The organism is Streptomyces sp. NBC_01465 (assembly GCF_036227325.1).
GTDB lineage: Bacteria > Actinomycetota > Actinomycetes > Streptomycetales > Streptomycetaceae > Streptomyces.
In genome coordinates this window covers 7,050,394-7,062,170 of the sequence record NZ_CP109467.1, presented here as the reverse complement: position 1 = coordinate 7,062,170, position 11,777 = coordinate 7,050,394, and the positions used below count along the sequence as shown (strand labels likewise).

The 11,777-nt window shown below is 68.6% G+C and carries 12 protein-coding genes; 4 read left to right on the top strand and 8 right to left on the bottom strand.

Going from position 1 to position 11,777, the window contains the following annotated elements; genetic code table 11:
• Positions 1-46 precede the first annotated feature (46 nt).
• Positions 47-1,651: a glycoside hydrolase family 13 protein gene (locus OG707_RS33065; protein WP_329124910.1), complete on the top strand. Its 1,605-nt coding sequence runs from the start codon at positions 47-49 to the stop codon at positions 1,649-1,651.
• 117 nt (positions 1,652-1,768) lie between these two features.
• Entirely contained in the window at positions 1,769-2,635 is an 867-nt protein-coding gene (locus OG707_RS33060) for a chitosanase (RefSeq protein ID WP_329124908.1), read from the top strand.
• Between the two features lie 94 nt (positions 2,636-2,729).
• Here OG707_RS33060 and OG707_RS33055 read toward each other — a convergent pair whose 3' ends face one another.
• From OG707_RS33055 to OG707_RS33020, 8 genes are all read right to left on the bottom strand, one after another.
• Positions 2,730-4,133, bottom strand: coding sequence for a nucleobase:cation symporter-2 family protein (locus tag OG707_RS33055; RefSeq protein ID WP_329124906.1), 1,404 nt, complete (start codon positions 4,131-4,133; stop codon positions 2,730-2,732).
• Between the two features lie 238 nt (positions 4,134-4,371).
• Entirely contained in the window at positions 4,372-5,757 is a 1,386-nt protein-coding gene (locus tag OG707_RS33050; protein ID WP_329124904.1) for an 8-oxoguanine deaminase, read from the bottom strand.
• A gap of 48 nt (positions 5,758-5,805) precedes the next feature.
• Entirely contained in the window at positions 5,806-7,191 is a 1,386-nt protein-coding gene (locus OG707_RS33045; protein ID WP_329124902.1) for a nucleobase:cation symporter-2 family protein, read from the bottom strand.
• 67 nt (positions 7,192-7,258) lie between these two features.
• Complete coding sequence (gene pucL / locus OG707_RS33040; RefSeq protein ID WP_329124901.1) at positions 7,259-8,182, bottom strand: factor-independent urate hydroxylase; 924 nt, start codon at positions 8,180-8,182, stop codon at positions 7,259-7,261.
• Between the two features lie 5 nt (positions 8,183-8,187).
• Complete coding sequence (gene uraH / locus OG707_RS33035) at positions 8,188-8,580, bottom strand: hydroxyisourate hydrolase (protein WP_329124899.1); 393 nt, start codon at positions 8,578-8,580, stop codon at positions 8,188-8,190.
• Positions 8,577-9,098 (bottom strand): 2-oxo-4-hydroxy-4-carboxy-5-ureidoimidazoline decarboxylase, encoded by a 522-nt coding sequence (gene uraD, locus OG707_RS33030; RefSeq protein ID WP_329124897.1) that lies wholly within the window; start codon positions 9,096-9,098, stop codon positions 8,577-8,579. Before uraD ends, uraH begins: the two co-directional genes overlap by 4 nt.
• Before the next feature lie 121 nt (positions 9,099-9,219).
• Positions 9,220-9,582, bottom strand: coding sequence for a helix-turn-helix domain-containing protein (locus OG707_RS33025; RefSeq protein WP_329124894.1), 363 nt, complete (start codon positions 9,580-9,582; stop codon positions 9,220-9,222).
• Positions 9,579-9,842, bottom strand: a complete 264-nt coding sequence (locus OG707_RS33020; protein WP_329124892.1) for a hypothetical protein — start codon at positions 9,840-9,842, stop codon at positions 9,579-9,581. The genes OG707_RS33025 and OG707_RS33020 overlap by 4 nt, the downstream gene beginning before the upstream one ends.
• Before the next feature lie 120 nt (positions 9,843-9,962).
• On the opposite strand from OG707_RS33020, the gene OG707_RS33015 reads away from it, so the two are divergent.
• Together OG707_RS33015 and OG707_RS33010 are read left to right on the top strand one after the other, a co-directional pair.
• Positions 9,963-10,787, top strand: a complete 825-nt coding sequence (locus OG707_RS33015; protein WP_329124891.1) for a TIM barrel protein — start codon at positions 9,963-9,965, stop codon at positions 10,785-10,787.
• Positions 10,788-10,821: 34 nt separating this feature from the next.
• A complete protein-coding gene (locus OG707_RS33010) occupies positions 10,822-11,712 on the top strand; it encodes a 2-hydroxy-3-oxopropionate reductase (RefSeq protein WP_329124889.1) in 891 nt (296 codons plus the stop codon).
• The last annotated feature ends 65 nt before the right edge of the window (positions 11,713-11,777 follow it).

Sequence of the window (11,777 nt, the reverse complement as noted above, 5' to 3'; positions counted from 1 at the left end):
TCGCTTTGGCGTTGACGAAGTTCCCCCACGCTCTTAGATTCGCTGCATGCATCGTGCCGACACCAGCCCGTGGTGGCGCTCCGCCGCCATCTACCAGGTCTATCCCCGCAGCTTCGCCGACGGCAATGGGGACGGGGTCGGTGACATCGCGGGTATCCGCGCCCGTCTGCCCCATCTGCGCGAGCTGGGCGTCGACGCGCTCTGGATCAGCCCCTGGTACCCCTCCCCGATGGCCGACGGCGGCTACGACGTCTCCGACTACCGGGACATCGACCCCGTCTTCGGCACGCTCGCCGAGGCCGAGGCGCTGATCGGCGAGGCGCACGGCGCGGGTCTGCGGGTGATCATCGACATCGTCCCCAACCACTGCTCCGACCAGCACGACTGGTTCAAGGAGGCTGTCGCCGCGGGCCCCGGCTCCCCCGAGCGCGAGCGGTTCTGGTTCCGCGAGGGCCGGGGCGAGAGCGGTGAACTGCCGCCCAACGACTGGCAGTCCGTCTTCGGCGGCCCTTCCTGGCGCCGGGTCACCGAGCCCGACGGAACACCCGGCGCCTGGTATCTGCACCGCTTCGCGCCCGAGCAGCCGGACTTCAACTGGGAACACCCCGAGGTCAGGGCCGAGTTCGAGTCGGTCCTGCGGTTCTGGCTGGACCGGGGCGTCGACGGTTTCCGTATCGATGTCGCCGACAACCTGGTCAAGGACCCAGCCCTGCCCGAAGTCACCGCGCAGGTCCCGTCCCCCTGGTCCGACCAGGACGGGGTCCACGAGATCTACCGCGGCTGGCGCAAGGTCATCGACTCCTACCGGCGCGAGGGCGTCTTCGTCGGCGAGGTGTGGACCGCCGACCCCGAGCGCTTCGCCCGCTATCTGCGCCCGGACGAACTGCACACCGCCTTCAACTTCCCCTTCCTGCAGAGCCCTTGGGACGAGGCGGCGCTCCGCGAGGTCATCGACGCCACGCTCGCCGCGCACGCACCGGTCGGCGCCCCGGCCACCTGGGTGCTCTCCAACCACGACACCACCCGGCACGTCACCCGCTACGGGCGCGCCGACACCTCGTACGCCCTCGACGGCCGGCGCGTCCACGGCGCACCCGTCGACCTGGAGCTCGGTGCGCGCCGGGCACGGGCCGCGGCCCTGCTCACCATGGCGCTGCCCGGCAGCGTGTACGTCTACCAGGGCGACGAGCTCGGTCTCTGGGAGGTCGAGGACATCCCCGCCGCACTGCGCCAGGACCCGACCTTCGTCCACACCGGCGGCGAGGACCTGGGCCGCGACGGCTGCCGGGTGCCGATCCCGTGGGGCGATGCGGACCCTGCCGCCGCCACGCCCTGGCTGCCGCAGCCCGCCGCCTGGTCGGCGCTGAGCGTACGGGCGCAGCGCGACGACCCGGACTCGATGCTGGAGTTCTACGCCACGTCACTGCACATCCGCCGGGCCGAACTCGCCCCCGTACCCGATGCGTTCAGCTGGCTGCCGGCACCCGCGGGCGTCCTCGCCTTCGACCGCGGCGCCGTCCGCTGCATCACCAACTTCACCGCGGCCCCGGTGGCTCTGCCCGCACACGCCGAACTCCTGCACGTCAGCGCCCCGTTGGCCGCAGGACTCCTGCCACCGGACACCACGGCCTGGCTCCGGACACCCCGGTAGCACCTCCTCCCTTATTTCAACTCACTTGCACCGAAGGGGTGTACGAGTCTCTCCGCTGCCTGATAGGAAAGCTTCCTAACAGAACACCGGTACGACGAACACTCCTCTGGAGGACTGGTGAACACCCCCCACCGCCGCACCACGGCACGTCGCACAAGGATCGTCTCCCGCTCGCTGCTCGGGCTGGCCCTGGTGGCCATGCCCGTCACCGCGTACGCCGCGACCCCGCACCACGGCGCACAGCAGTCGCAGCAGTCACAGCAGGCGGCCGCCGCCACCGGCCTCGACGACCCGGCGAAGAAGGAGATCGCCATGAAGCTGGTCTCCAGCGCGGAGAACTCCTCGCTGGACTGGAAGGCGCAGTACAAGTACATCGAGGACATCGGTGACGGCCGGGGCTACACCGCCGGCATCATCGGTTTCTGTTCCGGCACCGGAGACATGCTCGACCTGGTCGAGCTGTACACCGACCGCGTTCCGGGCAACGCCCTCGCCAAGTACCTCCCCGCCCTGCGCAAGGTCGACGGCACGGACTCGCACTCGGGCCTCGGCTCCGGCTTCGTCAGCGCCTGGAAGACCGCCGCCAAGGACACCGCGTTCCAGACGGCGCAGAACGACGAGCGCGACCGGGTCTACTTCAACCCGGCGGTCAAGCAGGGCAAGACCGACGGGATCGGCACGCTGGGGCAGTTCGCCTACTACGACGCCATCGTGATGCACGGCGACGGCGGCGACTCGACCAGCTTCAGCTCCATACGCAAGCGCGCCCTGGCGAAGGCCAAGACCCCCGCGCAGGGCGGCAACGAGACGACGTACCTCAACGCGTTCCTCGACGCGCGCGTCTGGGCGATGCAGCAGGAGGAGGCTCACAGCGACACGAGCCGGGTCGACACCGAGCAGCGGGTGTTCCTCAAGGCCGGGAACCTCAACCTGAACCCGCCGCTGGACTGGAAGGTCTACGGAGACCCGTACCACATCGGGTGATCCGTCGGACCCGCCCCTTGGGATGACATGCCCATGACGCCCACGGCTGCTGCAGCTGCCGTGGGCGTCATCGTGACAAGGGGGCGGGCCGGTGTCAGTGCACTGCGGCGACTTCCGCCGCGGCCTGCCGCTCCAGCTCCTCGGCAGCCGGCTGCTTGCCGAAGTGGTTGAACGCCAGGTTGAGGACGATCGCCACCACGCACCCGGTGGAGATCCCGGAGTCGAGCACGACCAGCATGTTCTTCGGGAAGGCGTGGTAGAAGTCCGGCGCCGCGATCGGGATCAGCCCGATCCCGACGGCGGCCGCCACGATCAGCGCGTTCTCGCCCTTCTCCATGGCCGCACCGGCGAGCGTCTGGATGCCGCTCGCGGCGACCGACCCGAAGAGCACGATCCCCGCGCCGCCGAGCACCGGCAGCGGTACGAGCGCGATCACCGAGGCGGCCATCGGGCACAGGCCCAGCAGGATCAGGATGCCGCCGCCCGTGGCGACGACGTACCGGCTGCGCACCTTGGTCATCGCGACCAGGCCGATGTTCTGCGCGAAGGCGCTGGCCATGAAGCCGTTGAAGAGCGGGCTGAGCGCACTGCCGAGGGTGTCGGCGCGCAGACCGCCCTCGATGGTCCGCTCGTCGGCGGGCCGGCCCACGATCTTGCCGAGCGCCAGCATGTCGGCGGTCGACTCGGTCATGCAGACCAGCATCACGATGCACATCGAGACGATCGCGGGGATCTCGAACTGCGGCGCCCCGAAGTGGAAGGGCGTCGGGAAGCCGACGACATCGGCGTTCTTGATGGCGTCGAAGTTGGTCATGTCGAGCGGGATCGCGATGAGCGTCCCGATCGCCAGACCGAGCAGGATCGCGATCTGCTGGAGGAAGCCGGTCAGCAGCTTCCGCAGCGCGAGCACGATCACGAAGGTGAGGGCTGCCATCCCGATGTACTTCATCGAGCCGTAGTCCGAGCCCTGGGGGTTGGGCCCCTGGGCCCAGCCGAAGGCGACCGGCAGCAGCGAGACACCGATCAGGGTGATCACCGTGCCGGTGACCACGGGCGGGAAGAAGCGGAGCAACTTGCTGAAGTACGGGGCGAGTACGAAGCCGAGCACGCTCGCCACGATGATCGCGCCGAAGATGACGGCGATCCCGTCGTGGCCTCGGTCCTTGCCGATCGCGATCATCGGGGTGACACCGGCGAAGGAGACGCCGTTGACGAACGGGAGCCTGGCGCCGACCTTCCAGAAGCCGAGCGTCTGGAGCAGGGTGGCTATGCCGGCGGTGAAGAGAGAGGCCCCCACGAGGAAGGCGGTCTCGGTCGCGCTGAGGCCCACGGCGGGGCCGACGATCATGGGTGGTGCGACGACGCCCGCGTACATCGCGGCCACGTGCTGCAGACCGCTGGTGAACATCCTGACGGGCGGAAGTGTCTCGTCGACCGGGTGCTTCTCGAGGTCGGTGGTGCGGACTGCATCGTTACGAAACCTGGGCTTGGCTGCCACGGCGGTTCCTCCGGTCGGTTTACACGTCGGCGTTGACGCGGGTGTCATGGAGGTGGTGCGAGGTGGTGCTGAAGCATGCGAAAGTGGTGCATTTTTTCGTAAGTACAGAGACGTCACCGCCCCGGGAGGCGCGTGCACTTGAAGCACACGCCTCCCGGCAACGGCTGCCGTGAACCCCGCTCGGGTTCGCGGCGACCGGCCGGGGACCGTCCTCCCCGGCCGGACCTCAGGGGAGGACTCAGGCCTGCGCGGCGATTCGCGCCAGGCGCTGCGCCTCGTCCCGCGTGGAGCGGGCGATGGCGTCCTCGTCCACCGTGGTCAGGTGGTTGTCCTCGACGACGGTCCTGCCGTTGACGAGGGAGAGCGTGACCGGGGCCGCCGCGCCGAAGACGAGCGCGGTCACGGGGTCGGCGATCGATGCATGGGCCAGGGTGTCCAGCTTCCACAGCACCAGGTCGGCGAGCTTGCCCGGCTCCAGGGAGCCGATCTCGGCCGCCCGGCCGAGGACTTGGGCGCCTCCGTACGTCCCCAGGCGCAGCGCCTGGCGGGCATTCAGGGCGGCCTCGCGATGGGCGCCGAGGCGGTTGATGAGCAGCGCGTTGCGCAGCTCGGTGTGGAGCTCGCCCGACTCGTTGGAGGCGGTGCCGTCGACGCCGAGGCCGACGGGGACGCCGGACTTCAGCATGTCGGGGACACGGGCGATGCCCGCGGCGAGGCGTGCGTTGGAGGACGGGCAGTGGGCGACGCCCGTTCCCGTACGGGCGAAGGCGGCGATGTCGGAGTCGTTCATATGGACGCAGTGCGCCATCCACACGTCGTTGCCGAGCCAGCCGGTCGACTCGAAGTAGTCGGTCGGACCCATCCCGAACAGCTCCTTGCAGAACTGCTCCTCCTCGACCGTCTCGGAGCCGTGCGTGTGCAGCCGTACGCCACGGCGCCGGGCCAACTCGGCGCCCTGCTTCATGAGTTCGGTCGATACGGAGAACGGCGAACAGGGCGCGACCGCGATCTGCGTCATCGAGTCGAAGGAGGCGTCGTGGTGCTGGTCGATGGTCGCCTCGGTCGACGCGAGGGCGCCTTCCAGGGTCTCGACGGCGAAGTCCGGCGGCAGACCGCCGTCCTTCTCGCTGCGGTCCATGGAGCCGCGGGCGAGCGTGAACCGTACGCCCATCTCGGAGGCCGCGCCGATGATCGCGGACGAGAGGTCGCCGGAGCCCTTGGGGAAGACGTAGTGGTGGTCCATCGCGGTGGTGACACCGCCGCGCGCCATCATGGCGAGGGAGCCCTGAGCTGCCGAGCGGGCCATCTGCTCGTCGATGCGCGCCCACGTCGGGTACAGCGCGACCAGCCAGTTGAAGAGGTTGTGGTCGGTGGCCAGACCGCGGGTGATCCACTGGTAGAAGTGGTGGTGGGTGTTGACCAGGCCCGGGGTGACGAGGTGGCCGGTGCCGTCGATGCGGCGTACGACGTTGGTCAGTCCCTCGGGGGCCCTGCCCGCACCCACCGACTCGATGCGGTTGCCGGCGACGACCACATGGCCCGATGCGTACTCGGTGTCCTGGGCGTCGACGGTCGCGATGGCGACGTTCTCGATGACGATGCGCGCGGCTGCCGTTGCTGCCATGGCGGTGCTTCCTTCTTGTCTCGGATGCGAGGTGGGCACGGCAGGACCCTAGGAAGATTTGAGTGCCGCAGCCGCGTGGCTCCGGGTGCCGAGATGGTGGAAGAAAAGATTGAGCAGGACCGCGACCAGTGCGCCGGCGCTGATGCCGGAGCCCAGGACGGTCTGCGCCCAGGCGGGAAACTGTGCGTAGAAGGTGGGCGCGGCGAGCGGGATGATGCCCGCCCCGAGCGAGACCGCGACCAGGATGATGTTGGAGCTCTCGTCGAGTCCGGCCTCGGAGAGGGTACGGATCCCGCTGACGGCGATGGAGCCGAAGAGGACGATCCCCGCGCCGCCGAGGACGGGCATCGGCACCATCGAGACGACCGCGCCGAGGACCGGAAAAGTGCCGAGGACGATCAGGGCGCCGCCCGCCGCTGCGACGACGTACCGGCTGCGGACACGTGTCAGCGAGACGACGCCGACGTTCTGCGCGAAGGCACTGGTGGGGAAGCCGCCGAACATCGGTCCGATGAGGGTCGCGATGCCGTCCGTACGGAGCCCGCGGGTGATCGTCCGGCCGTCCGTGCGGCGGTCGCAGATCTCGCCGAGCGCCAGCATTCCGGCCGACGACTCCGTCATCAGCACCAGCATCACGATGCAGAGCGAGAGGATCGCGGCGGGCTGGAACTCGGGGGCGCCGAAGGCGAAGGGGACGGGGAGGGCCGCGACGGGCGCCGACTTGATGGCGCTGAAGTCGGCCATCCCGAAGGGGATCGCGGCGAGCGTGCCGATCAACAGGCCCAGCAGCAGGGCGACTTGCTTGACGAATCCCTTGCCGAAGCGCTGGATGACGAGGATCACGGCGAGCGTGAAGGCGGCGAGCGCCAGGTACTTCATGGCGCCGAAGTCTGCGGCGTCCTTGTTGCCGCCCTGCGCCCAGGAGACCGGGACGGGCATCAGCGTGACGCCGATGAGGGTGATGACGATGCCGGTGACGAGCGGCGGGAAGAAGCGCAGCAGCCGTCCGAAGAAGGGACCGACGCAGAGGCAGAAGACTCCGGCGACCATCACCGCGCCGTAGATGGCGGGGAGTTGGTGCCCCGGTGCGCTGGTCTCGGCGATGGCGAGCATCGGCGCGATGCCGGCGGAGGACGCGGCGTTGACGAACGGCAGCCGGTTCCCGGCGAACTTCGCGACGCCCAAGGTCTGCAGGAGCGTGGCGAGCCCGGCGATGAGCAGGCCCGCGGCGATCAGCCGGGTCATTCCCGCGGTGTCCAGGCCGACGGCCTGGCCGATGATGAGCGGAGGCGTGACGACGCCGGCGTACATGGCGGCGATGTGCTGGAGCGCGGCGGGGATCAGCCGCGAGGCGGGGAGCTTCTCGTCCACCGGGTGGGCCGGTGGGGTCGGACATGGGCCTTCGGCAGGCCCTTGAACTGGCGTCGTTGCCATGGGTGTTCCCTCCGGTCCGCACCGCCCCCCGCCGGCTCGGGCCGGCGGGGAACGCATGCGGTCGGCGTCAGAGGTTGGTCATGTCGACCGGGATCTGCGGCTCGACTCCGTCCCGCAGCACAGTGGCCTCGATCAGGCCGTACGGACGGTCCGCCGCGAAGTAGACCTCGTTGTCGTTCTTCAGCCCGAAGGGCTCGAGGTCCACCAGGAAGTGGTGGTTGTTCGGCAGCGAGAAACGGATCTCGTCGACCTCGCTGCGGCTGTTGATGACGCGCGAACCCATCTGGTACAGGGTCTGCTGCAGAGAAAGGGAGTACGTCTCCGCGAAGGCCTGCAGGATGTGCTTCTTGGCCTGCTCGTACGAACGCTCCCAGTTGGGCATCCGCTCGTCGTCGCTGGTCCAGTTGTAGCGCCAGGCCGCGGAGACGTCGGTGCACAGGATGCGGTCGTACGCCTCCTTGAGCGTCGTGTACTTGTCCTTGACGTAGCCCCAGAACTCCGAGTTGGTGGAGTTCATGACCGTCAGGTCCTTCAGACCGGAGATGATCTGCCACTTCTCACCGTCGAAGGTGATCTGCGTGGTGCGCAGTTCCTGGCCCTTGCGGGCGAAGGAGTGGTTGACCTGGTCCGAGCCGATGAACTTCGAGTTGTTGTCCGAGGTCGCGATGCGCTCCCAGGAGTACTCCTCGATCCGGATCCGCGCGACCTTGATCGGCTCCTGCGTCGTCACGAAGTGACGGGCGAGGTGGATGCCGAACTGCTCGGCGGACTCGATGCCGAACTCCTTGGCGAACGCGAACACCGTGTTCTTGGTGGTGTCGGTCGGCAGAACGTTGGCGTTGGAGCCGGAGTAGTGGACGTCGTCCATGTCGCCGGAGAGGGCGACGGAGACGTTCAGGTCCTTGATGTGGTGGGTGTCGCCGTCCCGCGTGATCTTGACAACGCGGTTCTCCGCCTTGCCGTACTGGTTCTGTCCAAGAATCGTGGGCATGTCTGCTAGCTCCCTCGGTATACGGAGTAGCCGAACGGGTTGAGCAGCAGCGGTACGTGATAGTGCTCGCCCGGGGCGACGGCGAAAGTGATCGCCACCTCCGGGAAGAACGCAGCGCTGTCCCTTACGCGGGGGGCGTCCTGCTGTGCCTCGGCGGCTTGCTTGGTGTCGAAGTACGGCTCGGTCCGGAAATCGAGCCGTACGTGGGTGGTTCCTTCCGGCAGGGCCGGCAGGTCCTTCACTCGCCCGTCCGCGTCGGTCTTGGAGACGCCGTGGGCGCTCCACTCCGCGTCGCTTCCACTGCGTACGGAAAGCTCGACGGGGACGCCCTCTGCGGGGCGGCCGACGCTGGTGTCCAGGATGTGCGTGGACACCGATGCGGTCGTTTCGGTACTCATGCGGTCTCTTCCTCCACGAGGCGGGTCAGCCGGATGCGGTTGATCTTGCCCAGCTCGGTGCGCACGATGGCGCGCTCCTGCTCGGGCGTATTGCCGATCCGGGCCTTCATCGCATCGCGCATCTGCTCGCCGGTCGCGCCGGTGGCGCAGATCAGAAAGACATGTCCGAACCTGTCCTGGTAGGCCAGGTTCAGTTCGAGCATTTCCACTTTGAGCTCTTCGGATGCCCCGGCCATCCCCCGCTGTTCACGGGAGGAGGTCGGGTCTCCGGGCTTCGGCCGTCCGATCGGCGGGTGTCCCGCCATCGCGTCGGCCAGGTCCTCGGTGGTCAGTTCGGCCGTGGCGGCGTCACTGGCGAGGAAGAGGGCTTCGGCGGTGGCGTACGGACGCTGGGCGAGCAGCTTGCTCCCCCATGCCGGACTGGCGCACACCTCGTGGAGCGCGGCCAGGGCCGCACTGTCCTGCTGGGTGTTGAACCGGGTCAGACCCGGTGTACTCGGTGTACTGCTCGAAGTCACGGGAGCCTCCGTGGCCTTGGTGCTGGACGGGCTGCGGATAGCTAACGCCCTCGGAAACACCGCGTCAACACTTTGTTGAAAACTTCGAGTTACAAAAGGGGACGGGAGGTTACCTGTCGGTTCACTCCGAGCGGTTCAGGTAGTTGTAGACCGTGAAGCGGGAGACACCCAGTGCCCCCGCGACCGTCTCCACCCCGTGCCGTACGGAGAAGGCGCCGCGCGCCTCCAGGGTCCGTACGACCGACTGCTTGGCCCGGCGGTCCAGCTCGGACAGCGGCACTCCGTGCCTGCGTTCCATGGCCGCCAGAATGTGGTCGAGGGAGTCCGAGAGCTGCGGAAGGCGTACGGCGAGTACGTCCTCGCCCTCCCACGCCAGGACGACATCGTCGGCCCCGGCCTGCTCCGGCCTGAGTATCTCGGCGCCCATGGCGTCCACCAGCGGCTTCACCGCGGCGACGAAGGGGTGGTCTCCGGGCTCGGTCACTTCTGGCCCTCCCCGTCGCTCTCGCCGATGACGTTGACCTGCAGCGAGACGCGTGTGGCGCCGGCCGCGAGGGACTTGCGCAGGAGGGCGTCGACCGCGGTGAGCACCGCGTCCGCACCACCTTCCGCCGTGTTGCCGAAGGGCCCCACGTCCACTGCGTCCAGCGCGGCGCCTTCGACGACCTCACGGGCGACCAGCGCATGCTGCGGCGCCTCGTCGAGGTCGAAGGGCTCGGTCGTGAACTCCACTCTCAATCGCACGCGCTCAACCTAACGCGCGGCCGACGAAATCCGGGAGGCCCTCTTGACAGCTCTCCCGGATTGAAGGCAACCTTCCATCAAGCAGAAAACAACTTCCGCAATACGGAAGGAGCGCACTCGATGGGCCTCAAGGACCAGCGCTTCGATGTGAACCTTTCGATCCTCTTCACGGAACTCCCGCTCCTGGAGCGCCCGGCGGCCGCGGCCGCCGCGGGCTTCACGGCGGTCGAGCTGTGGTGGCCCTGGATCGAGACCCCCACCCCGGCGCAGGCCGAGCTCGACGCCCTAAAGAAGGCGCTCGACGACGCAGGCACCCAGCTCGTGGGGCTGAATTTCTACGCGGGCAAGCTCCCCGGCCCTGACCGCGGAGCCCTCTCCGTACCCGGCGAGGAGTCGGACCGCTTCCGCGCCAACATCGGCATCGCGGCGGACTTCGCCGCCTCGGTCGGCTGCAAGGCGCTCAACGCGCTCTACGGCAACCGTGTCGACGGCGTCGACCCGGCGGCCCAGGACGCACTCGCCCTGGAGAACCTGGTGCTGGCGGCCCGCGCGGCCGACCGTATCGGCGCAATCCTCCTGGTCGAGACCCTCAACAAGCCGGAATCGCCGCTCTACCCGCTGGTGAGCGCCCCGGCCGCGATCGAGGTCATCGACAAGGTGAACGCGCTCAGCGGACTCGGCAACGCCAAGTTCCTGCTGGACATCTACCACCTGTCGATGAACGGCGAAGATGTCGCCGCCGTGATCGACGCCTACGCCGACAAGACCGGCCACGTCCAGATCGCGGACAACCCGGGCCGTGGCGCGCCGGGCACCGGATCGCTGCCGCTCGGGGACCTCCTCGACCGGCTCGGCAAGGCGGGCTACGAGGGCTGGGTCGGCCTGGAGTACAAGCCGGGCGACCGCCCGAGCGCCGAGGCCTTCGACTGGCTCACGGCCAACTGACCACTTATGTCTGCATGTTGAAAGAGGCACCCTGATGAGCACTCTCCCCAAGATCGCATGGGTCGGCCTCGGCATCATGGGCTCCCCCATGTCCGAGAACCTGATCAAGGCCGGCTACTCCGTCACCGGCTTCACGCTGGAGCAGGACAAGCTGGACCGTCTCGCGGCCGCCGGCGGCACCGTCGCCTCCTCGATCGCCGAGGCGGTGAAGGACGCCGACGTGATCGTGACGATGGTGCCCGCATCCCCGCAGGTCGAGGCCATCGCGTACGGCGAGAACGGCATCCTGGAGAACGCCCGTGAGGGCGCCCTGCTGATCGACATGTCCTCGATCACCCCGCAGACCTCGGTGGACCTCGCCAAGGCCGCCAAGGACAAGGGAATCCGCGTCCTGGACGCCCCGGTCTCCGGTGGCGAGGCCGGCGCGATCGAAGCCGTGCTCTCCATCATGGTCGGCGGCGAGAAGGCCGACTTCGACGAGGCCCGCCCGGTGCTCGACGCGCTCGGCAAGACCATCGTCCTGTGCGGTCCGCACGGCTCGGGCCAGACCGTGAAGGCCGCCAACCAGCTGATCGTCGCGGTCAACATCCAGGCCTGCGCCGAGGCCGTCGTCTTCCTGGAGAAGTCGGGCGTCGACCTCGCGGCCGCCCTGGACGTCCTCAACGGCGGCCTGGCCGGCTCGACCGTCCTGACCCGCAAGAAGGACAACTTCATCAACCGGGACTTCAAGCCCGGCTTCCGGATCGACCTGCACCACAAGGACATGGGCATCGTCACCGACGCCGCCCGCAACGTCGGCGCGGCCCTGCCCGTCGGCGCGGTCGTCGCCCAGCTGGTCGCCTCGCTGCGCGCCCAGGGCGACGGCGGCCTGGACCACTCGGCGCTGCTGCGCTCGGTCGAGCGCCTGTCGGGCTCGCAGGTCTGAAGCTACGAGGGGGCGACGTTCCCCTCGTGACTTCCCCCAGATTTCCGGGCGGCGGTGGCGCTGAC

What these genes read in the sequence shown, in the direction of transcription:
- pucL (WP_329124901.1), bottom strand. Translation starts at nt 8,182, where the DNA reads ATGCCCACGATTCTTGGACAGAACCAGTACGGCAAGGCGGAGAACCGC.
- OG707_RS33015 (WP_329124891.1), top strand. Translation starts at nt 9,963, where the DNA reads ATGGGCCTCAAGGACCAGCGCTTCGATGTGAACCTTTCGATCCTCTTC.
- OG707_RS33045 (WP_329124902.1), bottom strand. Translation starts at nt 7,191, where the DNA reads ATGGCAACGACGCCAGTTCAAGGGCCTGCCGAAGGCCCATGTCCGACC.
- OG707_RS33065 (WP_329124910.1), top strand. Translation starts at nt 47, where the DNA reads ATGCATCGTGCCGACACCAGCCCGTGGTGGCGCTCCGCCGCCATCTAC.
- OG707_RS33010 (WP_329124889.1), top strand. Translation starts at nt 10,822, where the DNA reads ATGAGCACTCTCCCCAAGATCGCATGGGTCGGCCTCGGCATCATGGGC.
- uraH (WP_329124899.1), bottom strand. Translation starts at nt 8,580, where the DNA reads ATGAGTACCGAAACGACCGCATCGGTGTCCACGCACATCCTGGACACC.
- OG707_RS33050 (WP_329124904.1), bottom strand. Translation starts at nt 5,757, where the DNA reads ATGGCAGCAACGGCAGCCGCGCGCATCGTCATCGAGAACGTCGCCATC.